The sequence below is a fragment of the Sphingobium trunci genome (genome assembly GCF_022664535.1).
In the GTDB taxonomy this organism is placed as follows: domain Bacteria; phylum Pseudomonadota; class Alphaproteobacteria; order Sphingomonadales; family Sphingomonadaceae; genus Sphingobium.
The window spans coordinates 192093-217766 of sequence record NZ_JAKUJY010000001.1 but is presented as its reverse complement, the minus strand read 5'-3'; the positions used below and the strand labels follow the sequence as shown (position 1 = coordinate 217766).

Below are 25674 nucleotides of genomic sequence, written 5' to 3'. Positions count from 1 at the left end.
GATCAGCACGCCTCCTGCTGGCGCTGCCACTGGCGGTCGAGATGCCAGATACCGAGCGTCATGACGATTTGGGAAAGGACCACGCCGGCGATGGAGAAGACCGGCATCGTCCCCAGCACCAGCAGAGTCACGGCTGCTACGCCGACGCCGCAGCTGCGCATGCTTTGCGCGGCGAGCGGTCGAAACGCACCGCGTGCCTGGGTCATGACGTTCATCGGCGTTTGCAGGCACTGGATCAGCGAGAGCAGGGCGCACAGGCCCACCGCGATCATCACCAGCCTCTGGTCCAGCGTCGGTTTCAGGATCAGGCCCGGAAAGGCATAGAGAGCGGTTGCCGCGACGACGCATGTCCCCAGCCACAGCACGACCAGCGCGGCCATGAATATGCGTTCGGACTTGATCGCCGCCTCATGATCGCCCCGCGCGACCGCCCGCGTCATGCGCGGACGTTCGAGCTGGGTGAGGGCGGTGATGCAGACATTGACCGGGCGGAAGAACAGCATTCCGACCGCGATCGGCGCGAAGGCGGTCGGCCCGGCCAGCAGCGTCACGATATAGCTGTGCGAATTGGATGTTGCCTCGGTCGACAGCACGCCGACCAGCGTCCAGGCCGATTGTTGCTTCCATACCGGCCGATAGGCGCTGAGGGCGCGTCCCGGCGCCACCGCGACATGCCGACGCAGATAGGCCAGGCCGAAGGGCAGCAGGCCCACGAGACTGGCCGCCACCAGCATCCCGCCGATGGCCGGCATGCCGGCGCCCGTTCGCATCGCGATCAGCAATCCGGCGAGGATCGTCCCGGCATAGGCAAGGTCGGACCGCGCGGCGCGGGCTGGCGCGTGATGCGCATAGGCGTTGGACCGCCCGAACCAGCGGATCAGCGACAGCGTTCCCGCAAGGCCGAACAGCAGAGCCGCCAGCGGGGAAGCCGTGACCCAGGCGATCCCGGCGCAGATCAGTCCCTGGCTGGCCGCCAGCATCAGATTCACGGGAAAGAAGAAATCGAAGCTTCGGGCATCCGGCTCGTCGCTCTGGTTCACGGCAATGGTGTAGGGGGTCGACACCAGGGCATTGGACAGGCTGTAGCCGAACTGGATGATCACCAGCAGGAAGGCCAGCGTGCCGATCGCCGCCGTGCCCAGATGGTGGATCGAAAAAAGTTGGATCAGTAAGTGGCTGACCGAGACGATCGCCGAAGACAGGCTGGCAAGGCCGAAACGGCCGAACATGCTGCCAAGGCGCTGGACGCGGCCTCCCACAGCCTGCATCTCAGCCATTGCGGTGCTTCCAGATCAGCCAGAGCGCGTGCGGATTGGTGGTGATATAGCGCCAGGCCAGCTCCCGGGGTCGCGTCGCCATGCGATGCAGCCATTCGAAGCCGGACTTCTGCATCCACAGCGGCGCGCGCGGATAATCGCCGGTGATATAGTTGAACAGGCCGCCGCAGCTTACGATCCATCCCGCCTTGATCCGGTCGCGGTTCCGCACGCAAAAAGCCTGTTCACGCGGCTTTCCGGTGCCGACCCAGAGGACGTCCGGCGCCGCCGCGTTGATCGCGTCGATGACGGCGTCTTCCTCCTCCGGCTTCCAGAAGCCATTACGGCGTCCCGCCACCTGAAGTCCCGGCGCCGTGGACACGATGTCGCGTGCGCATTGCGCGTTCACCTTCTCCTCGCCGCCGAGCAGATAATAGCTGACACCCGCTTCCGCCGCCGGTTTGAGACTGTCGATGAACATGTCCGTGGTGCTTGAGCGGTCGGCAATCGCAGGACCGCCCAACCAGCGCGAAGCCGCGACGATGATCTGCCCATCGGCATGGATCAGGTCGGCCTGCGCCAGATTGGCCTGGAAGGCCGGATCGGTGGCATTCAACGACAGGCCCTGCCCATTGCAGTCGAATATCAGCAAGGGCCGCTGGTCCAGTGACCGTCGCAACGGCGCCTCGATCAGCATCTTCTGGATCAGGGCGTCGAGCGACAATGTGGAGACGGGAACCCCGCCCACATGCGCGATCGCTTCGTCCCGGTTCAGGCCGGGAGAGGGGAGTGGCTGGCGGCGCGGCAATGCTTGTTCGGCGCTCATGCAATCACCGTCCCGGCAATGGGCACGCCATGGCGGTCGAGATCGTCGATGACGCGCCGCATGTCGGCAATGGCGGTGTCGCCCCGCCGCGCCACGATCACCACAGCATCGAAACCCGCCAATATGCTGCCATAGGGGGTCTGCTCGCCCTTGCGCTCGGCGAGGTAGAACAGCATCGAGGTGTCGCGCAGGCCCCAGCCATTGGCCGTATCGGCCAGCGGCCCCCTGGTGACGAGGCTCGCGGCGCTGCCCGATGCCCGTCCCGCCGTCATCAGCCACAGGCCGTCGATCGCGGTCTTTGCGGCGGGCAGCAGGGCAGCGCTGCCCATCAGCTGTTCGGCCAGTCCCGCCTTGTTGGCGACCCGGAACAGCCGGTCGAGCGAGGGGCGGCCCATATCGACGTCGATGAGCATCGTCTGCCCGTCCATCTGGGCCAGCACGACCGCCAGATTGGCTGCCATGATGGCCGCCTCGTCCCCCGCCTCGATCGAGAGCACCGCCATGCGCAGCGATGCCGGATCGGCATCCTTGGCGGCGGCGCGCATCTTGGCGCGGATCGTCCGCATCTTGGCGGCATAAGGAGCGGCGGGATCGAAGGCCGTCACGACCAGCGGATCGACCCGCTCGTCACCCTCCTGCAACAGGGCGAAACCGCCCTGCAGGGCCGCGAGCATGCCCGCGTCGTCGGCGTTTAGCAGCCCCAGATCGACCGCCGCATCATGCAGCGCCAGACCCTGCGACCGGGCATGCGCCTCGACCCGGTGCACTTCGGTTTCGGCCAGAAAGCCATGCTCCACCGCCAGGCGGGCGAAGCTTTGTGTGTCGCGGGCGCGGGGACGCAGCGCAGCGGTGCCGCCCGGCGTCAATTGCGGTGGGGCACCTGCCGAGGAACGCAGTCTCATGCAGCCTCCTGCTGTTTGAAGAACCAGCCTCCACGAGCGGGGACAGGCATTAATTCGGTAATGACTTCGACTTCGGTCGCGCGGGCCACGCCGGCGGCCGAGCGAACGCGGGGATGGATGATCTCCATGAGGATCACGGCGGCTGTACCGCCGATCAGGCCCAGCGCGATGCCGCCGATCAGCCAAAGCATGATGTTCGGCTTGGCGGGCAGCAGCGGCACGGTCGCTTCGTCCAGCGGGCTGGCATTGGGCTGCGAGATCTGGCTCTTGAGCGCCGCCTCGTTGAAGCGCTGGCGCACCGTGTCATAGGTTTGCCGCGCCGCATCGACGTCGCGCTGGAGCACCATCAGCTGGTCCTGCACGCCGGACATGCGGATCATGCGATCCTCCTGGCCTGCCATGTTGGACTTGAGGTCGCCTTCGCGGCGGGTGGCCGCCACGCTGTTGGCACTCACTGCCCGTGCCTGGTTGGCGCGTGCCGCGGCCAGCTTTGCCTGGAGTTCCGCGAGCTGGGCGGTGGCCGCCGCCATGGTCGGATGATTGGGACCGAGCGTCTTTTGCAGTTCGGATACCGTTCCGGCCTGCGTCGCCACCTGCTGTTGCAGATTCTGGACGATCAGCGATCCCTCGATGTCGGACACGCTGCCCGCTCCCGCCTTGGACCGGGCGGCAGCCGCATCGGCCTGGGCCTGCGTGAGCTGAAGGGACATGTTCTTCAGCTTTTCGGCCTCAAGGTCCATGCGGTTGATGCCGATGATGTCATGCGCGCGCTGGAAATCGGACAGGCGTCTTTGCGCGAGTTCGTAACGGCGGCGCACCTCGGCGGTCTGCTGATCGAACCATTTGGCGGTGCCGCGTTCGGGAGAAGCCCGCAACGAGGCCTGTTCGCGCATGTAGGTGGTGGCGATCAGATTGGCCACCTTCGCCGCCATCTGCGGATCGGGGTCCATATACTGGATCTGCAGGACGTTGCTCTGGCGCCCGGTCGTGACGGTCATGTTCTTTGTCACCAGCGTTGCCGCCTGCTGCAATCTGGCATCGGCGGGAAGGTCGCTGGGCTGGGCATCGACGATACCGGCTTCCTTGGCGACCGCATTGACGACCTTGGCGCTGTTGATGATGTCGATCTGGGTTCCCATGATCGCATCGGTGTCGGGCTTTGCGCCCTGGGCATTATCCGTGCTGGTCGGGTCCGTCTGCGACATGTCCAGCAGCAGGGAAGCCGTGCCCTGGTATTTGCGCGGTTGAACGAAAGTGGCGATCGCGACCAGCAGGAACATGATGCCGCCGATCATCGCCGCCGTGCGCCAGCGGGCCTGAAGCGCCGCCAGCAAATCAATTGGGTTCATGATCATAGCCCGTCCACTCCGCGGAGAAGGGCACGCATTTCCTCGGCCGGGGTCGGGGCGGGCGGCGCGCTCGGCGCCGGCTGCTTCGCCATCAGCAAAAGGAATTGCGGTCCCAGCGTATCTTCAAACATCCAGAGTTCGTCATTGGGCGTGGGCACCAGCGCAGGTTGCAGCCGGGCCATGGCATCGCGGGCCTGCCCTTCGATGATCGATCCGCCCCCCAGAACTTCATGGCCGGTGTGAACCAGCCGGTCATGGGAAATGGCCGACATTTGCGAAGCGACCACCGCGGCCAGCGCGATCATCCGCTTGGAGGAACCCGCCTCCCACAATATCCGCTGGAACAGCGCATAAGTGGCGCCGCTCATTTCCTTCCAGTCTTCGAGCGCCGATACCAGCCCTTGCTCGACATCCATCAGGGTCAGGCGATCCCGCCCCGCGGCCTCGGTGATCAGCGCCGCCGACATGCCGAACAGGCGGGCATGATAGGGTGAACCCATCGCTGCCCCCGACAGCGCGTCCAGCGCCTCGGCATCGATGGACAGGCGGGCATTGTCGGCGCAGCACAGCAGCAGCCGTTCGAGCGCGGGCTTGGGGATTGGCGCGACCCTCTGCGGCGCCAGGTGACGGCGCAGGGAGGGGTGGGCCGCGATCAGCCCGTCAATGTCGCTTGCGATGCCGACCAGCACGATCTGCACCGGCGAATGAATGTCGGTCAGCAGCTTGAGCAGCGTCGCCACATCCTGCTTCGCACTTTCCGATTGCACCCTGTCATATTCGTCCAGGATCAGGATGGAGCGTTCCCGCACCTCCTCCACTAGCAGGGCGGAGAGGCGGGAGACGTCCAGCGGTTCGTTCGCCATCCTGGCGACCCGCTCGCGACCTGCCGCGCTCATCGGCAATTCGGTCAGGAACGGCCGGAACAGCGTGTCGAAATTGGCCTCGCCGCTGGCGGAGGCATAGAGCGCGACGCATCCCGCCTCATCGGCCAGATCGCCGAATACGCGGGCAAGGGATGTCTTGCCCGATCCCCGCGTGCCGAAGATCACCGCATGTTTGCGCTGGACGACGATCGCTTCGACCAGCTTTTCCAGTTCGCTGTTGCGGCCCGCCAACCCGTGGCGATCGGTCACCGGCAGGGCGGTGTTGAAGGCCGAATAGATGCTGTCCCGGCGCAGGCTGATCGGCTTGATCGGCGCGGCCAGGGCGCTCATCGAGAGCGGCCGGGGGCCATCCCTCGGCGCCTCCTCGTCTGATCCCTCCAGCCTGAATCCCGGCAGCGCGGGCACGTCGAGATGGAGTGGCACGGTATCGGGAATGACCCGGTCGCTGCGGCGCTCGCCTTTGCTGCGCGTCAGCGATGTCAGCCAGTCCAGCATACCGGACCTTTGTTGCGTGAAGCCTTGATCGATGGTCGTCAAAACAGCTTCTCCCGGATGATGAGGACATCTTCAGGCTTTACCGGATCATCCAGATTGGCCTGTATTTCCTTCCCCTCCCGGCGGACTTTTATGCGTTTCGTTGAACCTGCCAGCGTCGGGCCGCCCGCGAGCGCCAATGCCTGGCGGAAGCTTTGCCCCGGCACATAGGAGAAGGCGCCCGGTTGCTGGACCTGGCCATAGACATAGACCTTCTCGGCCGGGGGCACGAACAGCGTATCGCCCGGCTGCAACTGCCGCATGGCCCCCGCCGCCATGTCGGCCAGCGAGATGCGCACCGGGCCGCTGCCGTCGGCCGGCGTCAGGATGACGGCATTGGCGCCGTCCTTGGTCGACCCGCCCGCCTTGGCGAGCATCGAGGCGACCGTATAGTTGCGATCCAGCGGATAGTTGCCCGCCTGCGGTACGTTGCCGAGCACCGTCACGAAGCGGCTGACATAAGTGTTCACCTCGACACTGACCGACGGCTTGGTCAGGTAGCCGCCGCTGGCGTAACCCGCCGCGATATCGTTGGCGAGCTGCGCGGTGGTCTTGCCCTGCGCGGGAACCGCCCCGACCAGAGCCAGAACGACGGTGCCGTCTGCCTTGATGCGGGTCGTGGTGGACAGGTCCGGTTGGCCGAAGACGGAGATTTTCACCTCGTCCTCGGGGCCGAGTTGATAACCGGCGCTTGCCGCCTGCGGGGCAGGGGACGTGGCGCTGGTCGCTGCCGCGGTTCCGGCCGCCGTCTGAGCAGTCGCGGGCACCGTTCCTGCCACGATCAGCAGGGCGAAGAGAGATTTCAGGAGAGTTTCAGCTTTCACAGCCATTGGCTCCCAATATTTGGAGGTTAAAAGCGCAGAGCGGCTCCCAGCGTCACTTGCGTTCCGCTATAGTTGGAAACACTGGTGTCAGTTCTGCGGGTATAGTGCTGGGCGTCGAGCGTAATGTCGAAACGATCGGAAAGTTTCCTGGTCAATATGCCGCCAAAGCGACGATTGCGATCAGCAGTGATCGAATAGGGACGAAGTGCCGCATCCTGCCGGAATTTACGCCGGTCCCATTCGACATACAGGCCGGCCGATGTCAGTTCCGAAATCGAAAACTCTCCGCCGACGCGGTAGCGGCTTTCAATGGCGAAGCCGCTGGCTATCAGGCTGTCGTTGATGATTGCGCGTTCCGTCTCCCCGGTCAGCTTCAGGCGCGGAATCGCGGTTGTCGACAGCTTCACGTTCCAGCCCAGGCCATCATAGCCGCCGACGGCCGCGCTATCGCTGTTCACGTTCAGCCAGCGCACATCGGCATCGATCTGCGTCAGCGGCGACACTGATCGCTGGAAGCGCAGGCCGTAGCTGTTGATCCGGTTCTCGATCCCCAGCGTGTCGCGCGTGCTGTTCACCCGCTCATAATAAGCGGTCAGCGTGCCCAGGCTGGGCATGGCATAGCCGATGCCGCCCATGAAGGTGTCGCTGGTCTGATCGGCATAGTCGAACTGGCTTGCGTTCCGTGTGGTGTCGTGGCTGTAGCTGGCCACGGGGAAGAGCCCCGGCCGCTCGCATGTGAAATCCGCGCCTGCGGTGGAGAATTTCTGGAGATTTTCCGTCGCTGAATTGAGGTCGCCATAATCGGCGCGCTGCTGGCGATAGGAGGCGTGCGGCGTCACAAGGCAGGTCGCGCCGAAGCGAATATTCGCCTTCGCCTCCGTATCGATCCGCAATTTGCTGCGCTGGGTTTGGGAGACGAACCGGTCGTACCCGACCTTTCCGCGCAGCAATATATCGTGACGGCCGATCGGCTTGCCGAAGGTCGCCTCCAGTGAGGGGGTGACGATGAGGTCGCTCGTCGGTTTCTCTATCCGGTCATCCACGCGATAGACGTTATCGTCATAGAGCAGATCGAGACCCGCAGTCAGGTGCAGGCCATAATCCCTGAGCCTTTTTTCCTCCGCCGGGTCATAGACCTTCTGCTGTTTCCGTTCCGTTTGACTGTCATCATCCTGGGCGTGAACGACGGAAGGCATCGTCGCCAGCATTGCAACACCACTTAACGCAATGGCCCTGGCGGATTGCGACAAAAGAGTTTCTGGTCTGAAGGGCGAGCGAATACCGCTCCCCAAATGGGAATTATTATCTCTATTCAAACTTAGCGACCCTTTATTGCATTGCAGCAATCTGGGCATGCTAGACATGTTTCCAGGTAAAACACACTGGCCGAAATGCAGTTTATCGCAGCAAAGCAACGTCTCGGTTCATCGCAAACAGGGCGCGACGGAACCATCCGGCGCACCCTGAAATCTGTTAATCTGGGAGAAAGCTTGTTAAGTCGCGATTCTGATCAAAAGATCAGATAGGCAATCGCCGCCACCGCCCCGACGAAAGCCAATATTCCGGCCCAGCGCGAGAGCAGCTGCACGCCACTTTCCGCGCGATCCGCGAAAGTCATGGGGTTGGCATGAACCGACACATCCCGGCGGATCTCCGCCGTGTCGACCAATGAAGCCTGTACTACCGCAACGCCTGCAAAATCTTCCGCCACGTCCATATTCCCGCCGCTCGCTTGCTGATGGCGTTAATATCCGATTTCGCGGTTAACAAAAAGTTGGGAGCGGGCGAGAAGTGACATCATTTCGTCGCATATGACGACAGCGGCGCGGGAAATCTTGATCTGTGATAGGATTTTCGTGCGACGAACCGTAGTTGGCAACACTTCATCGCATAAATTCCTGATCCGAAACATTTTTCCGGAACCTTTTTTGCCTCCCCGCGTCGTGGCGACCTCCTCCGAGTCGGCGTCAATAGGCGTTCTTGTGGACCAGCACGTTGAGCGTGCCGAAGAGGATGGCGATATCCCGCGTCAGGCTCCAACCGTGCAGATATTCCAGATCTGCTTCGACGCGGTTCAATATGTCGCGCCGGGTTTCGGTGGCGCCTCGGAAACCCCGGATCTGGGCAAGGCCGGTGATGCCGGGCTTCAGCGCATGGCGATGCCAATATTGCCGGTCGACCTGCCAGAAGAGCTGCTCCTCCGCGGTCGAACCCAGCGCATGGGGGCGGGGGCCCACCAGGCTCATCTCTCCCAGCAATACGTTGATGAGTTGCGGCAGTTCATCAATGCTGGTCTTGCGGATAAAGGCGCCGATCCGCGTGATGCGGTTATCGTCACGCTGGGTGGAGGTGGCGCCAGCAGCGTCACACTGTTCCACCTTCATGCTGCGGAACTTCAGGATATGGAACAGCATGTTGCCACGCCCGATCCGCTCCTGCTTGAAGAAGACAGGTCCCGGCGAGTCCAGCTTTATGAGTATGGCGATCACCGCCATCAGCGGCGACAGGATGATCAGCACCGGCACCGTCAGCGCAATGTCCAGCAGCCGCTTCTTGGCGCGGTCGGCCAGATTGAGCGGGCCGCGCGACACCACCAGCGTCGGCGTTCCGCGATAGGCCTGCACAGCCAGCGGCGCCATCGGGTCAAGCTCCGGCACGATGATCTCGCCCAATATGTTGCCGCCCTTCAGCATCTGCGCCCAGTCCGCCTTGCGCTCCGCTGGACAAGAGATCACGACGCGGTCGAAGTCGCGCAGCATCGTTCCCAGCCGGTGCAGCATATAGGGATCGTCCAGATCGGCCCTGAGACCGACGGCACCCGCCTCGACCATTACCATGTCGCTGACGTCCTCCGGGATTTCGCCATCGTCGATGATCAAGAGTTGCGCGAACAATCCATCGGCGAAATTCCGCTTCACCGTGTGCACGATCAATAGGCGTTGGAGCACGAGCAGCGTCCCGGCGCACAATATTCCCGCCGACACCCCCAACCGTGACAATTCCGCCGTCGCCTTCAGCGAGAAGAAGACCAGCAGGAAGATCAGCAGCGTCCCGGCAAAGGCCATGGTCGCGCTGCGGCAGGACTGGGTCATGTGCGTCAGGCAATTGGGATTGTAGGCCTGGTTGTGAAAGGCGAGCACGGCATAAACGATCATGCCGCCCGCCAGAGCCTGCCATTGCCCGTCCCATATCCACGCCAAGCCGGCCGCGCGAAACCCCAGCCCGAAGCCGGTGGCCAGCGCCGCCATGTCGGCGACCAGCAGAAGCAGGCAAAGCCACAGCCTGGCATTTCGCTGGCCTGCGGCTGCGGCGGGCTGGCGACTGGGGACTCCTGTTATCGCCAGATCAATTTTCGACATCTGCAACCCTTTTTGTGTCATGACGTCAAACCGACCACCGCCGGGAGGCAGTGGGTAAGCATCAGACATCCGCTGCGTTATGATTTTGTTGCGGAGCAGCAGGGCATAAATGATCGGGGCTGACAATCGGTGCTGGGACGCTTGGCCCCGCTTTTCCGACGATCCGTTCGTCTTAATAGACGTTCCGCCCTCTATTTGCGACGAATTGTGTCAGGATATTGCCGCATTGCGGTGAATCATCGTCGTCGGGCGACGCGATTTTTCCGAATCGTAAAGCGGATCAATATATTAACCATAAACCCAGCAGCAGGAGCGTCATCAGCAGAACCGCAGGTCCGGCCCAACGCGAAAACCGCTGCACGGCGAGCTCTGCATGCTCGTGGGAAAAATACCACCAGGACCTTGTTTTTTCCTGGCTTCCCGTCTGTCCCGGCAGCGGATCGTGGTGCGGCGTCGTGGATGGCGCCGGGCCAGATCCCTTGTCACGGGGTTGAGGAGAAAGGTCGATCATTCACGTAGCCCCCCATCGTCGTACGACGACCCAGCGCCAGAATATACCGCTTCACCGTAAAGGGCAAATTCGCGTCGCCCGGCTGGCAATGAATCAAGAATTTCCATTGCGATGAAACGGTACTGGACGAAATGCCGTGGCGAGCTATGCTGCCTATGTGAAACAGGATCGACAAATCGATGCCATAGATCGCAAGATCATTGCGGCCTTGCAGCAGGACGCAACCCTCAGCCATGCCGATCTGGCGGAACGGGTTGGGGCGTCCAGCGCCTCCTGCTGGCGCCGGATCAAGGCACTGGAGAGCGCGGGTATATTTGCCGGGACGGTACGCCTGGTGGATCCTGAAAAGCTGGGTCGCGGCGTCAACGTCCTTTGCAACATCCGCATGCGCAGCCATGCGCAGGAGGCGAGAAAGGCCTTTGAGCAATTTGTCGATGGCCGTCCCGAAATCGTCGAATGCTTCTCCATGTCCGGCGAGTGGGACTATCTGTTGCGGGTCGTGGTTGCCGATGTTGCCGATTATAACCGGTTCCTGATGATGACCCTGCTCGGCCACCCCTCGGTATCGGGCGCCGCTTCGCATTTCGCGCTGTCGATGACGAAGTTCACGACCGCTCTTCCCGTTTGACGGGAGGCTGGGAAAGCCAGTGATCCAGCGAAATTTGGTGAAGCACCGTTTTGGTGGACGCACTAGGGCTCGAACCTAGGACCCGCTGATTAAGAGTCAGCTGCTCTACCAACTGAGCTATGCGTCCACGCCGGCTTCCGGCTGATGCCGATATCCGAAAAATCTGGTGGACGCACTAGGGCTCGAACCTAGGACCCGCTGATTAAGAGTCAGCTGCTCTACCAACTGAGCTATGCGTCCACATTCGCTTCCGGCTGATCCCGATCGGGCCGTTGCCTTGGCGTGGGCGGGCTGTTAGCAGCCGCATCCGACTTTGCAAACAGGAAATCGCGTCCCTGGTCAAATTTTTGTGAACAGGGCCGATTCAACCCCAATTGCCGGGCCGGCTGCCGCGCCTGCCGGACCGTTCGATGGCCATGATGATGCCGACGCACAGCATGACCGTCAGCATCGATGATCCGCCATAGGACATGAAGGGCAGGGGTATGCCGACTACCGGTGCCAGGCCCATGACCATCATCAGGTTGATCGCGACATAGAAGAAGACGGTCGTGGTCAGCCCGGCTGCGACCAGCCGCGCATATTTGTCCTGAGCGCGCAATGATACGCCGATGCCCCAGCGGAACAGGAGCATGAACGCGCCGATCAGCAGGAGCCCGCCCAACAGCCCCCATTCCTCCGCCATGGTAGCGAAGACGAAGTCGGTATGCCCCTCGGGCAGATAATCCAGATGGCTTTGCGTCCCCTGGAGGAAGCCCTTGCCGAAGATGCCGCCCGAACCGATTGCGATCTTCGACTGGCTGATATGATATCCCGCGCCCAGCGGATCGCTTTCCGGATCGAGGAAGATCAAGACCCGGTTCTTCTGATAATCATGCAGGAAACTGAAGGCGATCGGCACGATGCAGGCGAAGGCCAGTCCCGATCCGACGAACAGCCGCAGAGGAAGGCCCGCCAGGAACATCACCGTGACCCCGCCTGCCGCGATCATGGTCGCGGTGCCGAGGTCGGGCTGCACCAGCACAAGCATGAAGGGGACGCCGATCAGCACGAGAGCGGGCCAGATCGCGTTCCAGCGCCTGATCTCGCCCACCGGCAGCAAGGCATAGAAGCGGGCGACGGCCAGCACGATGATCGGCTTCATGAATTCGGACGGCTGCAACTGCATGAAGCCTAGATTGATCCATCGCTGACTGCCGCCCGCGACACCGCCGATCAGCTCGACCAGCAGCAATGCAACCAGAACGCTGCCATAGGCGGGAAAGGCAAATCGCGCGAAAATCTCCAATGGTATCCGGCTCAGCACCAGTGCCATGCAGGCAAAGATGATGAAGCGCACGCCCTGGTTGATTGCCCAAGGGGTGATGCTGCCCCCCGCCGCGCTGTAGAGGACCAGCGTGCCAAATCCGGCGATTGCCAGCAATATGCCCAGCACCCGCCAGGGAAATTGGGTCAGGGGTTCCGGGACGATGCTCATTGCGCCGTGCCTGCGCCGGGGCCGGGGGGTGGCGGTGTGTCGTCGTCATCGGCCGCCGCGGGCGGAGCGGGTGGTGGCGGTGTCGCACCCGTCGCGGCATTGCCCGGCTCAGCCCCATTGGCGGCATTGGCCGCATTGGCCGCTTGCGGCGGTGGCGCCTCACCCTTCTCGATCGCCTTGGCCAGGCGATAGGCCGCCATCTGGCGCGCCATGCGGTCGGCCGGGGGACCGCCCCAATCCTTTTCCAGCGTCTCCAGCTTTTCCATCGCCTTTGCCTGATCGAACAGGAAGGTCATGGTGTCGGCCGCGATCATCGGCGCGTCCTCGACCCTGTTGACGTGGCCGCCATGCTCGATGATGCAGGCAATGGCGTAGCGGGGATTGTCGAACGGCGCGAACCCTTGGAACAGCGCATGGTCGCGCAGTTTGAATGGCAGGGACGCATTGCTGCGCACGCCGCCGCCGCGTTCGGTCATGGTGATGCGGCGGACCTGCGCCGTGCCGGTCTTGCCCGCCATCATCACGCCGGGCAAGTTGATCCGCGCCGCCGCGCCGGTGCCGCCACCATTCACCACCGCGCTCATCGCGTCGCGGATCGTGACCAGATGCTCCTCATCGACGCCGACGGGCGTCGGGGCCGGCCGCTGCGCGCCGAAGATGAAGTTGGGCATCAATTGCCTGCCCGTCGCCAGCCGTGCAGCCATGACGGCCATCTGCAACGGATTGATCAGCATATAGCCCTGACCGATGGTTGCGTTGACCGTGTCGTAGACCTGCCATTTCTGCTTGTATTTCTTCAGTTTCCAGGCGGGATCGGGCACCGTGCCATAGCTTTGGCTGGGGAAGGGCAGGGGGAATTTCTGCCCCATGCCCACGCGCCGGGCCATGCTGGCGATGCGATCCATGCCGATGCGCTGTGCCATCTGGTAGAAATAGATGTCGCAGCTCTGGGCAATGGCGCCGCGCATGTTGAGCGAGCCATGCCCCCGCTTCTTGTGGCAGTGGAACAGCGTGTTGCCGACGCGGATGGCGCCAGGACAGTTCACCGTATCCATCGGCGAAATCCCTGCTTCCAGCAGCGCCAGCGCAACCATCGGCTTCACCGTCGATCCGGGCGGATAGAGGCCCTGCAAGGTCTTGTTGCGCAAGGGGACATGGTCGTCCTTCGACAGCATGTCCCACTCCAGATGGCTGATGCCGTCGGAAAAGCTGTTGGGATCGAAGCTCGGCATCGACGCCATGGCGAGAACATCGCCGTTATGGCAGTCGATCACCACCACCGATCCGCTTTGCGTGGCAAGGCGGCGCCCGGCATATTCCTGCAGGCCCGCATCGATGGTGAGCTTGATCGGGTTTCCCGGCGTATCGGGCCGGGTGGTGAGTTCGCGCACGATCTTGCCCCGCGCCGTCACCTCCACGCGCTTGGCGCCGGGCTTGCCGGTCAATTCCTTGTCGAAGGAGCGCTCCAGCCCATCCTTGCCGACCTTGAAGCCCGGCGTGATGAGCAAGGGATCCTTGCGTTCCTCAAATTCCTTGGCCGATGCCGCGCCGACATAGCCCAGCAGATGCCCGACGGTCGCCCCCGCCGGATAGTTGCGCGAAAAGCCCTGGCTGGGCGCCACGCCCGGCAGGTCGGGCAGGCGCACGGAAACGGCAGCGAACTGGTCGTAGGTCAGTTTTTCCGCCACCTGCACCGGGCGGAAACCGGCGGACTTGTCCAGTTCATCCTTGATCCGGTCGACCTCATCGTCGGTCAGCGAGAGCAGATGCGTGAGGTTGCGGATCGTTCCCTCCGGATCGGTCATGCGCTCGGGGATCAGATCGACGCGGAAATCGGTGCGGTTGTTCGCCAGCGGGCGGCCGTTTCGGTCGATGATCCATCCGCGCCGTGGCGGAATGAGCGTTAGATTGACCCGGTTGCTTTCCGATAGAAGATTATATTTCTCATTCTCCGCCACGCTGATCCACGCCATGCGGGTCACCAGCATCGCGCCGATGCCGGCCTGCAGGCCGCCGACCACCATCGCGCGCCGCGTGAAGGTGAAGGACAGGGAAGCTTCTGTAACGGTCTTTTTCTTGAGAAAGGACAGCTTCATGCCATCACGCGCCAGCGGTCGATCCGGGCACATTGCCGGACGACAAAGGGAAAGAGCAGGACCGTCCAGAGCATTTGCGGCGCTACCAGCAACAGCTTGATTTTTCCTCCACCGGTGATGTGCGCGAAGAAGACGCCCCCGGCGATGGAGAAGATAATCGCAGCCGTCGCGATTAACCAGTCCTGCCGGTAGCTGCGCCAGACCATGCGATGTTCGATCGCGTCTATCCCGATCAGCGTGACGGTCCAGAGGAACATGGCGGAGCCGATGGGCTGTCCGCTGGCGATATCATCGAACAGGCCGAGCGGAAGGCCGATCCATGCCCGCCACAATTCGGGCCGCAGCAGCCGCCAGGACAGCAGCAGCAACAGGCCGAATATCGGCATCGACGGTGATTGGGCGATTACCGGCAGCGCAGTGACCAGCGACCCCAGCATGACCGTGATCACCGGCGTGCCTACCAGCCGGAAGCGCGACGGGTGACGGCCCAGACGCGGTACATGCTGAAGATGCGGATCGATCATGGGCCGGGCGAGTGGATGGCGTTGGTGGCCGCTTCGGGTTCGACCGGCGGCGCGGGAGCATTGGGTTCGGGTCGCGTCACCACTTCCTCGAAGGAGCGCTCCACCACCACGGCATCGACCTTCGATGGATTGGCGAGCGGAACGCCATAGGCGATCTCTCCCTCGATGCGCACGATCACCGCGACCGGGATATTGGGCTGGTAGATGCCGCCAATGCCCGATGTCACCAGCAGGTCCCCCGGCTTGAAGGGATTGCGTCCCGCTGCCAGCGCCCGGACTTCCAGCGTGCCGTCGCCAAGGCCCGTCGAAATGGCGGGCACGCTGTCATTGGCGCGCCGGACCGGCACGATGTTGCTGGTATCGGTCAGCAGCAGCACTTCGGCCGTATTGGGCGTGGTCGTGTGGATGCGCCCGATCAGCCCTTCGGGCGCGCGCACGGGCATGCCCGGCCGGACGCCCTGCCAGCGCCCCGCGTTCAGCCGCGCCAGCCGCCGCGTGCTGGTGGAGGAAGAGGCGATCAGCCGCGCGGTCAGCAATTCGCTGCCATCATCCTCGACCAGCTTCAACAGCTTCTTGAGGCGCAGATTCTCCTGCGCCACCGCCTTCGCCTCGATGATTCGGTTGCGGTCGGCTTCTACCTGGCGGCGTAGCGCGACATTCTGGGAGCCGGCATGCCAATAGCTCGCCAGCACCTCGTCAATCGAACTGACCCCGCTCACCATATTCTTGAGGCCGACCGAGGCCGGGCGCGTGATTTCCGCCGTCGCGATGCGGATCGCGGCGAAGCCGGTCGGATCGAATATGGCGACAACCACCAGAAGCAGGCCGATGGCGGCGCCAGTCACCGCCACGACATAGCTGGCGAAGAGGCTATATTGCGCCTTCCGGTTGTGCCCGGGGCGTCGGCTGGGTGGCCGCGCCATCCACTTGCCCCCTTAAGCGGTCTGGAGAACGCCCCGGAAGATCGGATCCTCCATTGCGCGGCCAGTACCGATCGCAACGCAGGTCAGCGGATCTTCAGCGATGGTGACGGGCAGGCCGGTCTCGTCGCGCAGCTCGTCGTCCAGCCCCTTCAGCAGCGCGCCGCCGCCCGTGAGCACGATACCCTGATCGACGATATCGGCGGCGAGTTCCGGCGCGGTGTTTTCCAGTGCGATGCGAACGCCCTCGACGATGGTGCTGATCGGTTCGGCCAGCGCGTCGGCGATCTGGCCCTGATTGATCGAGATTTCCTTGGGAACCCCGTTCACCAGGTCGCGGCCCTTGATGTGGATCGTTTCGCCCACGCCGTCCTCGGGGGGTTGGGCGACGCCGAACTGCTTCTTGATCCGCTCGGCGGTCGCTTCACCGATGAGCAGATTGTGATGACGGCGCACGAAGGACACGATGGCTTCGTCCATCTTGTCGCCCCCCACGCGGACCGAGGTGGTGTAGGCCAGGCCGCGCAGCGAAAGCACCGCGACTTCAGTCGTGCCGCCGCCGATGTCGACCACCATCGACCCGATCGGCTCGGTGACGGGCATGTCGGCGCCGATCGCGGCGGCCATCGGCTCCTCGATCAGGAAGACCTGGGAAGCGCCCGCATTGCTCGCTGCATCGCGAATCGCGCGGCGTTCCACGCTGGTCGAACCGGACGGCACGCAGATCACGATTTCCGGGAAGCGCCAGGGACGCGACTTGCCGCCATGCACCTTGGTGATGAAATGCTTGATCATCTGTTCCGCGACATCGATGTCCGCGATCACGCCGTCTCGCAGCGGCCGGATCGCCTCGATCGAGTCGGGGGTCTTGCCCATCATCAGCTTTGCGTCGTCGCCGACGGCCTTCACGCGCTTTACGCCATTCAACGTTTCGACCGCGACCACGGAGGGTTCGTTGAGCACGATGCCGCGCCCGCGCACATAGACCACGGTATTGGCCGTGCCGAGGTCGATGGCCATGTCCTGAGACGAGAGTTTGAAAAGTCGCGAGAAGATCGACATGCCTGTTCCTGTTCAGCCCACCCCCCGGCGAAGCGAACCGGGACAGTCGGAAAGTTCGCCCTACGTTTCGCCGGCCCCCTGGATAACCAATCATGGTCGCCAATTTTTATGGGCATGCGTCTCGCGGAAAGCGCTCGCTTGGGCTAGTCATTAATCAATGTCAATACGCCGCCTGCCCGAACATCTGGTCAATCGCATCGCCGCGGGCGAAGTGGTCGAAAGACCCGCCAGCGCGCTCAAGGAAATCGTTGAAAACGCGCTGGATGCGGGGGCGAGGCGCATTGCGATCCGCATTTCCCATGGCGGGCTCGATCGGATCGAGGTGAGCGACGACGGCTGTGGCATGGAATCGGGGGAGATCGCCCTGGCGCTGGAACGCCATGCCACCTCCAAACTGCCCGATGATGCGATCGAGAATGTTGCGACTCTGGGGTTCCGGGGCGAGGCATTGCCCTCGATCGCCAGCGTGGCCCGGCTCTCGATCGACAGCAGGCCGTTGGGCAGGGACGGCTGGAACCGGACCGTCGACAATGGCGTGGTGATCGCCGAAGGTCCTGCTGCCCTGCCGCCCGGCACCCGCGTCACTGTCGAACAGCTTTTCGCGCGCGTGCCCGCGCGCCGCAAATTCCTGCGGTCGCCCAAGGCGGAATATGCCGCCTGCCTCGATATCGTCCGGCGGCTGGCCATGGCGCATCCCTCGGTTGCCTTCAGCATGGAGCATGACGGCCGCCGCGTGCTGGGCGTGCAGGCCGATGAAGCGCGCGAGGACCGCGTCGCCGCGCTGACCGATCGTGCACTGGCGGACAATCATGTGATCGTCGCGCTGGAGCGGGAAGGCGTTCGCCTGTCCGGCGTCGCATCGATCCCGACCTATAATCGCGGGGTGGGCGATCATCAGTTCCTGTTCGTCAACGGCCGCCCGGTGCGCGACCGCCTGCTGGTGGGGGCGGTCAGGGGTGCCTATGCCGATATGCTGGCGCGGGATCGGCATCCGGTGGTTGCCCTGTTCCTCGACGTTCCGCCGCTGGAGGTCGACGTCAATGTCCATCCGGCCAAGACCGAAGTGCGCTTCCGCGATCCCGCGCTGGTCCGCGGCATGATCGTCTCCGGCCTGCGCCGCGCCCTCGATGCGGAGGGTTTTCGCGCCGTGCAGCATGCCGATCCGGCGGCTCTATCGGCGTGGAAGTCCGAACCCATTTCCCCGACGCCGATCAGCGCCATGCCGATCTTCGAGGCCGCGGGCGGACCTTCGCCGATGCCTAACTACACGGTGGCGGATCGCCGCCCCGGCTTCATCGCTCCCCCGCCGCAGGCCCGCGCCGAACCGGCCGCCGCGCCCGCTCCCGAAGGTACCAGCTTCCCCCTCGGCGTCGCCCGCGGACAGGTCGCCCGCACCTATATCGTCGCCGAAGCGGAGGATGGCTTGGTGATCGTCGACCAGCATGCCGCGCATGAACGCCTGACCCTGGAACGCATGCGCCGCGCCATGGACGGGCAGGGTATTGCCTCTCAGGCGCTGCTGCTGCCCGAAGTCGTGGAACTGGACGAACCGGCATGCGACCGGCTGGAGGCGCGGATCGAGGAACTCAGGGATTTCGGGCTGGAACTGGAACGTTTCGGCCCGGCCGCCATGCTGGTACGCGCCACCCCGGCCATGCTGGGGCAGGGCGATGTGCAGGGACTGGTATCCGATCTGGCCGATGATCTCGCCGCCTATGACAGCGCCTTATCGCTTAAGGAACGGCTCGATCTGGTCGCGGCGACCATGGCCTGTCACGGCTCGGTCCGGGCGGGAAGGGTGTTGAGCGTTGCCGAGATGAACGCCCTGTTGCGCGAGATGGAAATCACTCCCCGCAGCGGCCAGTGCAATCATGGCCGCCCGACCTGGGTGAAGCTGGGCCATGGCGACATCGAAAAATTGTTCGGCCGGAAATAGAAAGGAAATGAGGATGAAGCGGCTGCTGTTCCTGCTGGCGCTCTGCCCCATGGCTGCCCACGCCGCTCCCGATAGCTGCGCCAGCCCCGCGCCACTTGCGGAGCCGTGGACGAGCTGGACGCAAAGCGGAACGGCCATCGCGGGTGCCACGGCCTCCACGGCACCGCGCCTGATCCTGGGCAAGCCCGTCACGGCGACCCTGCGGCCCGGCACGCAGGTCCAATATGCCGTGCCCCCGGGCAGGAATGTGCCGAAAAGCCATGGCGGCCTTTTCACCCTCGCCGTCAAGAGCGCCGCCCGCATCGGCATAGCGCTGTCGGAAGGGGCCTGGGTCGACGCCGCTACCGGGAAAACAGCCCTTCCGTCGGTGGATCACGGCCATGGCCCGGACTGTTCGGGCATCCGCAAGATCGTCTGGTTCGACCTTGCGCCGGGTCTTCACACTATTCAGATCGCCAGCGCGGCGACGCCGACAATCCGTATCATGGCCGCCGACGCCCGTGCCAATCAACCGGCGGCGGAAAGGGTCAAGCCGGACGGGTTCTGAACATCGCGATCGGCTTCATCGTCAGCACCGGCTCATCGCGCTGGTTGAAGACGGTTACCAGCGTCTTGACGATGCCCATCTCCGGACGGCTTTTGGACGCCTTCTTCTCGATCACCTCGGACTGCCCGTGCAGCGTATCGCCGGGCCGCACTGGCTGCAGCCAGCGCAGCTCGTCGACACCCAGCGCGCCCAGGCTCGCCGCCTGCATCCCCGGATTTGCCTGCCAGGCGGCGACCATCATCTTCATCGCCAGGGCCGTCGTATGCCAGCCGCTGGATGCCAGGCTGCCGAAATGCGTCAGCGCCGCTGCCTCGTCCGACAGGTGGAAGGGCTGGGGGTCGAATGCGCGTGCGAAATCGACAATCTCTTCGCGGCTGACCGTCAGCGGCTCGAATTCGATGCTGCTGCCGACTTCCGTATCCTCGAAATAGATGATCTCGCTCATGTCCAATCCGTTTCCTATTGCAATGGATGCGGACTTAGGTTTTCTTTACGTTTACGTTTACGTTTACGTCAAGTGGAAGTGGGAAGACCGGTATCGCCTATTTCCGTATGAGGCCTTCCAGCACGGCAGGATTGCCGTCGCTGCTGACAGGAGCGATGCCCAACAGTCGCGCGAGCAAGGGATAGACGTCGACATTGTCGAAATTGGAAGGTGGCCGAAACCGCTGATCGAACGCCGGACCATGGGCGATGAAGAATGCCTGCATTTCCGGCGAGCGATTGTCCCATCCATGATCGCCGCCGGCAAAGGGCTTGGCTGGTGCGCTGGGCTGGATGACCCAGCCGGTTTCGGCGAGGCAGAAATAAGGCGGTATCCGCCGGTGCGTACCATAATGGAAACGACCAGGAATCGCTGCCTTGCGCCAGCATTGCATATGCGGCTGGGGCTTGAGGATGCGCGCTTCCAACGCCTTCTCATGACCCGGCGTCGCGTCCAGGCTCGCATAAGGTCCGCTTTCGACGATGCGATAATCGGCCGGGTCGGCCACCTTGTCCAGCACGATGACCCGTTCGCTGGATTTCGCGGCCATGCCATGATCGGACAGGATGACGAGATTGGCGGGCTGCCCCAAGGCTTTCAGCCCATCGAGCAACAGGCCGATCTGTCCGTCGACATCGCCCGCTGCCTTGGTCGTTTCCGCGGCGTCCGGCCCATTCTCATGCCCGGCCGTATCGACCGCATCGAAATAGAGCGTCAGGAAACGCGGCCGGATATCCGCTGGACGGCGCAGCAGGTCCAATATGCCGTCGACCCGTTGCACGCCGGAAATCTGCTGGTTGAACTGTGCCCAATCACTCGGCCGGATGCCGCCGGACAGGGCGTTGGGCGAGTCTTTTGCTCTGGTCCCGCCCCAGGCGACGTTGGAACCGGGCCAGAAAATCGTCGCCGTCCGCAACCCCGCCTTTTCCGCTGTCACCCAGATCGGCTCGGCCTCGTTCCACCAATAGGGATCATCGCTCGCCATGGTGAATTTCTCGCCGGGGCGCGCCGCGTCCTCCATGGTGTTGGCGACGATGCCGCTACGGTCCGGCCGGTCGCCGGTGACGATCGCCCAATGGTTGGGGAAAGTCTTTGTCGGGAAGGACGGCCGCATCGTCGCTTCGACACCCCCCTCCGCCAGCGCGTTCAGATGCGGCGTCACGCCGCGCTGCAGATAATCCGGACGAAAACCGTCGATGGAAATGAGGATGGTGACCGCTTGCCGGTTTTCGACCGCGGCAATGGCAGCGGGTCTCTGATCGACTGGTGTGCAGGCCGCCAGAACAGCGAGCGACAGGGCAAGGGGCAGGCAGCGCAGGAGCATAGGCGACTCTTTAAGTTATGGCATTCCCATCCGCTTAACAGCCCGATGTCGACGGCAAAATGACATAGGGTGCCAGTGCCATCCAGGCGCTGCGCTTGCCCTCCCGCGACATGCTGGCGAAAGCTCCGCTGGAGGATGGCAGGTCGATCAGATGAAGGTCCGGCCGCCCCCCGATCTGGCGCCGTCCATGCTGGGCGGCGGTCTTGCCGTTGAAGGCGATCGCCTCCAGCTTCGGCAGCCTTGCCACGAACGCGCCCAGATCGCGCAGCTCCGCGCCCCGTATCGCGCTGTCGAGGCTCCCCTCCCGATCTGCGCTCTCGATCACGTCCCAAAGCCCGACGCCGCGCGCCCGCAATCGTTTCAGCCGCATGGCGTAGGGCAGTCCGCGCAGATCCTCGCCCAGCACCTCGCTCATCAGCGCCCAGAAAGCATTGCCGCGATGCGCATAATATTCGCCCTGCTTGATCGAGGCGTCGCCAGGCAGGCTGCCCAGTATGAGCAACCTGGTTCCTTCATCGACGCTGGGCGGAAAGGCCGCCTTGCGCCGGGCAGGCATCTGTCCCGGCCGCAGCATGATCAATCAGACGTTGAAACGGAACAGCATGATGTCGCCATCCTGCGTCACATAGTCCTTGCCTTCGGAGCGCCACTTGCCCGCTTCCCTGGCCCCCGCCTCGCCATTATATTGGACATAATCGGCATAGGCCATGGTTTCGGCCCGGATGAACCCCTTCTCGAAATCGGTATGGATCGCGCCCGCCGCCTGTGGTGCCTTGGACCCCTTGGTCACCGTCCAGGCGCGGGCTTCCTTCGGCCCCACGGTGAAGAAGGTGATGAGCCCCAGCAGCTCATAGCCCGCCCGGATGATGCGGGCGAGACCGGCCTCGGTAAGGCCCAGCGCTTCCAGATATTCCGCGCGCTCCTCGATCGGCATGGTGACGAGTTCGGCCTCGATTGCGGCGGACACGATCACCGCCTTGGCATTTTCGGCTGCCGCCTTCTCGAACACCCGCGCCGAATGGGCGTTGCCGGTGGCGGCGCTGTCTTCCTCGACATTGCAGACATAGAGAACGGGCTTGGCCGTCAGCAACTGCGCCTGGCTGAAGAGGCGTTCTTCCTCGACATCCCTGGGCACGGTCAGCCGGGCCGGTTTGCCGTCACGCAGCAGGTCGAGCGCCTGACCCAGCACTGACGCAGCGGCCTTGGCTTCCTTGTCGCCCTGCGCCGCCTTCTTGGCGAGGTTGGGAACGCGCTTTTCCAGGCTTTCCAGGTCCGCGAGCATGAGTTCGGTCTCGACCGTCTCGGCATCCGCGATCGGATCGACCTTGCCCTCGACATGGGTGATGTCGCCATCCTCGAAACAGCGCAGGACATGGACGATGGCGTCGGTCTCGCGGATGTTGGCGAGGAACTGGTTGCCCAGGCCCTCACCCTTGGACGCGCCGCGGACCAGGCCCGCAATATCCACGAAGGACAGTTGCGTTTCGATGATCTTGGCGCTGCCGCCGATCTTCGCGATCGTCTGCAACCGGTCGTCGGGCACGGCGACGCGGCCCTCATTCGGTTCGATCGTGCAGAAGGGATAGTTCGCCGCCTGCGCCGCCTGCGTTTCGGTCAGCGCATTGAACAGGGTGGACTTGCCCACATTGGGAAGCCCGACGATACCGCAACGAAAACCCATGGAACTGCCTTCACGTCAATATGATTGGCCGCGCCGATAGCGCTTTCGCGCGCGCTTGGCCAGTTCTTCAATGGCGGAAGAAGATCGTGACCGAGGCGACATGATTGACGCGGCTATTGCCCGCCCGCTGGTTGATATATTGGTTCAGATAGCCGATCTCCGCCGTCGAGGCGCCACCCAGGCCCAGTTCCGCGCCGATGAAGCTGCGCAACTGATCGAATCCGCCCTTCGCGCCCCAATCCGTGCTGTTGAGCGCCACGAATCCTTCGCCATAGATCAGCGCGTTCACGGCATTGCTTCCCGGCTTCAGCGGTTTTTCGTAGCGCAGCATCTCACGCAGCCGCCAGCCCATATCGTCGCCATCCGATCGCCAGCGCTGTTCCAGCCGCGTGCGGGAGGATAGTTCGCCGCCCCATGGCTTCCCCACGATCCAGCTCGCCTGCTGGAAGCTGCGCTCTTCATTCACGTCCCGGCCGCCATCGACCGGCAGCACCACATGCGCATAGCCTTGATAGAGTGTCAGCCCGGGCGACAGCTTCCACCCGACGGCGCCGCGCAGGATCAACTGGTCGAGCCGCGATATCCCATCCCCGACGCGCGGCTGGATTTCCGCTAAATAGACCAGCCTGCCCGAAACCGGCCCCATCGCGGTCAGGTTCAGCCAAAGCTGCTCATCCTGGCTTGTCCGCGCCTGCGCCTGACCGGCGATGCCCAGAAGGGAGGCGCAAAGGAAAAGGGCACTAAGAAGGCGGCGCATTTCAAACCTCAGGGAAGGGGAATATCCCTTCCTCTAGCGCGCCGCCTGTTTCCCTATCATGTCCGGACCGTAAGTGTTGGCGTCAGGTGATGACGCTTGGCTTTTCCATGCCTGTGAAGCCGGTGATGTCGGCGACTTCCTGCGCGGCCTTCACCAACGGAGCGAGTGCGTCGCCCGTTTCCAGGCCGAGTTCGCCGTCCGTCCCGACATAGCGCTCGATATAGACGCGCAGCGTTGCACCCTCCGTGCCGGTGCCCGACAGTCGAAACACGACGCGGGAACCATCCTCGAACAGCACCCGCACGCCCTGATTGAGGCTGACGGACTGGTCGGTCGGATCGGTATAGGCGAAATCGTCGGCGCTCTCCACCCTGCCACCGCTGTTCGAGGTGCCCGGAAGCGTCTCCAGCTTACCCCGCAGCGCCGCCATCAGCGCATCCGCCTTCTCCTTGGCGATGGCTTCATAATCATGCCGCGCATAATAGTTGCGGCCATAGGTGGCCCAATGTTCCGTCATGATCTGCGCCACGCTCTGCCGCCGCGCGGCAAGGATGTTGAGCCACAGCAGCACCGCCCATATCCCGTCCTTTTCCCGCACATGATCGGAGCCGGTGCCCGCGCTTTCCTCGCCGCAGATGGTCGCCATGCCGGCGTCCAGCAGATTGCCGAAGAATTTCCACCCCGTGGGTGTCTCGTAAAGCGGAATGCCGAGCTTCTCCGCCACCCGGTCGGCCGCGCCGCTCGTCGGCATGGATCGGGCGATACCCTTGAGGCCGGACGCATAGCCGGGCGCCAGATGCGCATTGGCCGCCAGCACGGCCAGCGAGTCCGACGGCGTCACATAGCAGTGCCGCCCGATGATGAGGTTGCGGTCGCCGTCGCCGTCCGAGGCTGCACCGAAATCGGGCGCGTCACTGGCCATCATCCGGTCATAAAGCTCTTTTGCATGAACCAGATTGGGGTCGGGGTGATGATGGCCGAAATCGGGCAGCGGCGTTCCGTTTCGTACCGTGCCCGCAGGGGCGCCCAGACGCTTCTCGAAAATCTCGACCGCATAGGGGCCGGTCACTGCGCTCATCGAATCGAAGGAGAGGGCGAAGCCCCCGGCGATCATTGCCTTGATCGCGGCGAAATCGAACAATGTCTCCATCAGGTCGGCATAGGCCGTCACCGGATCGACCACTTCGACGGTCATTCCGCCAAGCCGGCTGGCGCCGATCGTGTCGATGTCGACGTCCGGCGCTTCCAGGATGCGATAGCCCTCGATCGCCAGCGTGCGCGCATGGATGGCGTCCGTTACCTTCTCGGGCGCGGGGCCGCCGTTCGACACATTATATTTGATCCCGAAATCCTCATCCGGCCCGCCCGGATTGTGGCTGGCCGACAGGACCAGCCCGCCAAAGGCTCCCGATGAACGGATCAGATGCGAAGCGGCAGGAGTGGACAATATGCCGCCCCGGCCGACCAGAACCCGGCCAAAACCATTGGCGGCCGCCATTTTCAGCACGATCTGGATGACTTCACGATTGAGGTAGCGCCCGTCGCCGCCGACGACCAGAGTCTGGCCTGCAAAGCCCTCCAGACTGTCGAACACCGACTGGACGAAATTTTCCGCATAATGGGCCTGCTGGAAGATGCGGACCTTCTTGCGCAAGCCCGATGTGCCGGGCTTCTGATCCGGAAAGGGTGTCGTCGAAACAGTCTGTATCGGCACAGGCAATCCCATTGCAGTTGTGATGGGACGAGTTATTGCACTGCAAGATGCCGATCGCAATGCGACCTGCGCAAGAGCG

Annotated in this window: 24 protein-coding genes and 2 tRNA genes; 3 read left to right on the top strand and 23 right to left on the bottom strand. The window is 63.5% G+C overall.

Annotation, left to right across the window (positions count from 1 at the left end):
* Positions 1 to 2: 2 nt before the first annotated feature.
* The 10 genes from MJ601_RS00965 to MJ601_RS00920 form a co-directional block, all read right to left on the bottom strand.
* Positions 3 to 1277 carry a polysaccharide biosynthesis protein gene (locus MJ601_RS00965; RefSeq protein WP_242122703.1) on the bottom strand — a complete coding sequence of 425 codons (1275 nt, stop codon included), beginning with the start codon at positions 1275 to 1277 and terminating at the stop codon, positions 3 to 5.
* A complete protein-coding gene (locus tag MJ601_RS00960) occupies positions 1270 to 2082 on the bottom strand; it encodes a WecB/TagA/CpsF family glycosyltransferase (protein WP_242122702.1) in 813 nt (270 codons plus the stop codon). Before MJ601_RS00960 ends, MJ601_RS00965 begins: the two co-directional genes overlap by 8 nt.
* Complete coding sequence (locus tag MJ601_RS00955) at positions 2079 to 2984, bottom strand: P-loop NTPase family protein (protein ID WP_242122701.1); 906 nt, start codon at positions 2982 to 2984, stop codon at positions 2079 to 2081. The genes MJ601_RS00960 and MJ601_RS00955 overlap by 4 nt, the downstream gene beginning before the upstream one ends.
* A complete protein-coding gene (locus MJ601_RS00950) occupies positions 2981 to 4333 on the bottom strand; it encodes a GNVR domain-containing protein (protein WP_242122700.1) in 1353 nt (450 codons plus the stop codon). Before MJ601_RS00950 ends, MJ601_RS00955 begins: the two co-directional genes overlap by 4 nt.
* A gap of 2 nt (positions 4334 to 4335) precedes the next feature.
* Positions 4336 to 5754, bottom strand: coding sequence for an ATP-binding protein (locus tag MJ601_RS00945; protein ID WP_242122699.1), 1419 nt, complete (start codon positions 5752 to 5754; stop codon positions 4336 to 4338).
* Positions 5751 to 6575: a polysaccharide biosynthesis/export family protein gene (locus MJ601_RS00940; RefSeq protein ID WP_348635543.1), complete on the bottom strand. Its 825-nt coding sequence runs from the start codon at positions 6573 to 6575 to the stop codon at positions 5751 to 5753. Before MJ601_RS00940 ends, MJ601_RS00945 begins: the two co-directional genes overlap by 4 nt.
* A gap of 26 nt (positions 6576 to 6601) precedes the next feature.
* Positions 6602 to 7783, bottom strand: a complete 1182-nt coding sequence (locus MJ601_RS00935) for a hypothetical protein (RefSeq protein ID WP_348635542.1) — start codon at positions 7781 to 7783, stop codon at positions 6602 to 6604.
* Positions 7784 to 8085: 302 nt separating this feature from the next.
* Positions 8086 to 8286, bottom strand: a complete 201-nt coding sequence (locus MJ601_RS00930) for a hypothetical protein (RefSeq protein WP_242122696.1) — start codon at positions 8284 to 8286, stop codon at positions 8086 to 8088.
* Between the two features lie 256 nt (positions 8287 to 8542).
* On the bottom strand, positions 8543 to 9934 hold the full coding sequence (locus MJ601_RS00925; protein WP_242122695.1) for an exopolysaccharide biosynthesis polyprenyl glycosylphosphotransferase: 1392 nt from the start codon (positions 9932 to 9934) through the stop codon (positions 8543 to 8545).
* A gap of 280 nt (positions 9935 to 10214) precedes the next feature.
* Complete coding sequence (locus tag MJ601_RS00920; RefSeq protein WP_242122694.1) at positions 10215 to 10445, bottom strand: hypothetical protein; 231 nt, start codon at positions 10443 to 10445, stop codon at positions 10215 to 10217.
* 157 nt (positions 10446 to 10602) lie between these two features.
* On the opposite strand from MJ601_RS00920, the gene MJ601_RS00915 reads away from it, so the two are divergent.
* A complete protein-coding gene (locus MJ601_RS00915) occupies positions 10603 to 11073 on the top strand; it encodes an Lrp/AsnC family transcriptional regulator (protein WP_242122922.1) in 471 nt (156 codons plus the stop codon).
* A 51-nt stretch (positions 11074 to 11124) separates the two neighbouring features.
* Here MJ601_RS00915 and MJ601_RS00910 read toward each other — a convergent pair.
* The 7 genes from MJ601_RS00910 to MJ601_RS00880 form a co-directional block, all read right to left on the bottom strand.
* A tRNA-Lys gene (locus tag MJ601_RS00910) sits at positions 11125 to 11200 on the bottom strand.
* Between the two features lie 37 nt (positions 11201 to 11237).
* Positions 11238 to 11313 (bottom strand) — tRNA-Lys (locus MJ601_RS00905).
* A gap of 124 nt (positions 11314 to 11437) precedes the next feature.
* The gene (gene rodA / locus MJ601_RS00900) at positions 11438 to 12550 is read right to left on the bottom strand and encodes a rod shape-determining protein RodA (RefSeq protein ID WP_242122693.1); all 1113 of its coding nucleotides are present in this window, start codon (positions 12548 to 12550) and stop codon (positions 11438 to 11440) included.
* Entirely contained in the window at positions 12547 to 14646 is a 2100-nt protein-coding gene (gene mrdA / locus MJ601_RS00895) for a penicillin-binding protein 2 (protein WP_242122692.1), read from the bottom strand. Before mrdA ends, rodA begins: the two co-directional genes overlap by 4 nt.
* Entirely contained in the window at positions 14643 to 15170 is a 528-nt protein-coding gene (gene mreD / locus MJ601_RS00890) for a rod shape-determining protein MreD (protein ID WP_242122691.1), read from the bottom strand. The genes mrdA and mreD overlap by 4 nt, the downstream gene beginning before the upstream one ends.
* Positions 15167 to 16093 (bottom strand): rod shape-determining protein MreC, encoded by a 927-nt coding sequence (gene mreC, locus MJ601_RS00885; RefSeq protein WP_242122690.1) that lies wholly within the window; start codon positions 16091 to 16093, stop codon positions 15167 to 15169. The genes mreD and mreC overlap by 4 nt, the downstream gene beginning before the upstream one ends.
* A 12-nt stretch (positions 16094 to 16105) precedes the next feature.
* Positions 16106 to 17152, bottom strand: coding sequence for a rod shape-determining protein (locus tag MJ601_RS00880; protein ID WP_007685698.1), 1047 nt, complete (start codon positions 17150 to 17152; stop codon positions 16106 to 16108).
* Between the two features lie 157 nt (positions 17153 to 17309).
* Between MJ601_RS00880 and mutL the strand changes: the two genes are divergently transcribed.
* Both mutL and MJ601_RS00870 read left to right on the top strand, forming a co-directional pair.
* Positions 17310 to 19088 carry a DNA mismatch repair endonuclease MutL gene (gene mutL / locus MJ601_RS00875; protein WP_242122689.1) on the top strand — a complete coding sequence of 593 codons (1779 nt, stop codon included), beginning with the start codon at positions 17310 to 17312 and terminating at the stop codon, positions 19086 to 19088.
* A gap of 13 nt (positions 19089 to 19101) precedes the next feature.
* The gene (locus tag MJ601_RS00870) at positions 19102 to 19635 is read left to right on the top strand and encodes a hypothetical protein (protein ID WP_242122688.1); all 534 of its coding nucleotides are present in this window, start codon (positions 19102 to 19104) and stop codon (positions 19633 to 19635) included.
* Here the strand turns inward: MJ601_RS00870 and MJ601_RS00865 are convergent.
* From MJ601_RS00865 to MJ601_RS00840, 6 genes are all read right to left on the bottom strand, one after another.
* The gene (locus MJ601_RS00865) at positions 19616 to 20080 is read right to left on the bottom strand and encodes a MaoC family dehydratase (RefSeq protein ID WP_242122687.1); all 465 of its coding nucleotides are present in this window, start codon (positions 20078 to 20080) and stop codon (positions 19616 to 19618) included. The two genes, MJ601_RS00870 and MJ601_RS00865, sit on opposite strands and share 20 nt — an antisense overlap.
* A gap of 97 nt (positions 20081 to 20177) precedes the next feature.
* On the bottom strand, positions 20178 to 21443 hold the full coding sequence (locus MJ601_RS00860; RefSeq protein WP_242122686.1) for an alkaline phosphatase family protein: 1266 nt from the start codon (positions 21441 to 21443) through the stop codon (positions 20178 to 20180).
* 34 nt (positions 21444 to 21477) lie between these two features.
* Complete coding sequence (locus tag MJ601_RS00855) at positions 21478 to 22017, bottom strand: DNA-deoxyinosine glycosylase (protein ID WP_242122685.1); 540 nt, start codon at positions 22015 to 22017, stop codon at positions 21478 to 21480.
* Between the two features lie 6 nt (positions 22018 to 22023).
* Positions 22024 to 23124, bottom strand: coding sequence for a redox-regulated ATPase YchF (gene ychF, locus MJ601_RS00850; RefSeq protein WP_242122684.1), 1101 nt, complete (start codon positions 23122 to 23124; stop codon positions 22024 to 22026).
* A gap of 67 nt (positions 23125 to 23191) precedes the next feature.
* Complete coding sequence (locus MJ601_RS00845; protein ID WP_242122683.1) at positions 23192 to 23881, bottom strand: DUF2490 domain-containing protein; 690 nt, start codon at positions 23879 to 23881, stop codon at positions 23192 to 23194.
* A gap of 82 nt (positions 23882 to 23963) precedes the next feature.
* Positions 23964 to 25607, bottom strand: coding sequence for an alpha-D-glucose phosphate-specific phosphoglucomutase (locus MJ601_RS00840; RefSeq protein ID WP_491572869.1), 1644 nt, complete (start codon positions 25605 to 25607; stop codon positions 23964 to 23966).
* Positions 25608 to 25674 lie beyond the last annotated feature (67 nt).

What these genes read in the sequence shown, in the direction of transcription:
- MJ601_RS00865 (WP_242122687.1), bottom strand. Translation starts at nt 20,080, where the DNA reads ATGAGCGAGATCATCTATTTCGAGGATACGGAAGTCGGCAGCAGCATC.
- mutL (WP_242122689.1), top strand. Translation starts at nt 17,310, where the DNA reads ATGTCAATACGCCGCCTGCCCGAACATCTGGTCAATCGCATCGCCGCG.
- ychF (WP_242122684.1), bottom strand. Translation starts at nt 23,124, where the DNA reads ATGGGTTTTCGTTGCGGTATCGTCGGGCTTCCCAATGTGGGCAAGTCC.
- MJ601_RS00845 (WP_242122683.1), bottom strand. Translation starts at nt 23,881, where the DNA reads ATGCGCCGCCTTCTTAGTGCCCTTTTCCTTTGCGCCTCCCTTCTGGGC.
- MJ601_RS00880 (WP_007685698.1), bottom strand. Translation starts at nt 17,152, where the DNA reads ATGTCGATCTTCTCGCGACTTTTCAAACTCTCGTCTCAGGACATGGCC.
- MJ601_RS00920 (WP_242122694.1), bottom strand. Translation starts at nt 10,445, where the DNA reads ATGATCGACCTTTCTCCTCAACCCCGTGACAAGGGATCTGGCCCGGCG.
- mreC (WP_242122690.1), bottom strand. Translation starts at nt 16,093, where the DNA reads ATGGCGCGGCCACCCAGCCGACGCCCCGGGCACAACCGGAAGGCGCAA.
- MJ601_RS00925 (WP_242122695.1), bottom strand. Translation starts at nt 9,934, where the DNA reads ATGTCGAAAATTGATCTGGCGATAACAGGAGTCCCCAGTCGCCAGCCC.
- rodA (WP_242122693.1), bottom strand. Translation starts at nt 12,550, where the DNA reads ATGAGCATCGTCCCGGAACCCCTGACCCAATTTCCCTGGCGGGTGCTG.
- mreD (WP_242122691.1), bottom strand. Translation starts at nt 15,170, where the DNA reads ATGATCGATCCGCATCTTCAGCATGTACCGCGTCTGGGCCGTCACCCG.
- MJ601_RS00855 (WP_242122685.1), bottom strand. Translation starts at nt 22,017, where the DNA reads ATGCTGCGGCCGGGACAGATGCCTGCCCGGCGCAAGGCGGCCTTTCCG.
- MJ601_RS00935 (WP_348635542.1), bottom strand. Translation starts at nt 7,783, where the DNA reads ATGCTGGCGACGATGCCTTCCGTCGTTCACGCCCAGGATGATGACAGT.
- MJ601_RS00960 (WP_242122702.1), bottom strand. Translation starts at nt 2,082, where the DNA reads ATGAGCGCCGAACAAGCATTGCCGCGCCGCCAGCCACTCCCCTCTCCC.
- MJ601_RS00840 (WP_491572869.1), bottom strand. Translation starts at nt 25,607, where the DNA reads ATGGGATTGCCTGTGCCGATACAGACTGTTTCGACGACACCCTTTCCG.
- MJ601_RS00950 (WP_242122700.1), bottom strand. Translation starts at nt 4,333, where the DNA reads ATGAACCCAATTGATTTGCTGGCGGCGCTTCAGGCCCGCTGGCGCACG.
- MJ601_RS00870 (WP_242122688.1), top strand. Translation starts at nt 19,102, where the DNA reads ATGAAGCGGCTGCTGTTCCTGCTGGCGCTCTGCCCCATGGCTGCCCAC.
- MJ601_RS00860 (WP_242122686.1), bottom strand. Translation starts at nt 21,443, where the DNA reads ATGCTCCTGCGCTGCCTGCCCCTTGCCCTGTCGCTCGCTGTTCTGGCG.
- mrdA (WP_242122692.1), bottom strand. Translation starts at nt 14,646, where the DNA reads ATGAAGCTGTCCTTTCTCAAGAAAAAGACCGTTACAGAAGCTTCCCTG.
- MJ601_RS00965 (WP_242122703.1), bottom strand. Translation starts at nt 1,277, where the DNA reads ATGGCTGAGATGCAGGCTGTGGGAGGCCGCGTCCAGCGCCTTGGCAGC.
- MJ601_RS00955 (WP_242122701.1), bottom strand. Translation starts at nt 2,984, where the DNA reads ATGAGACTGCGTTCCTCGGCAGGTGCCCCACCGCAATTGACGCCGGGC.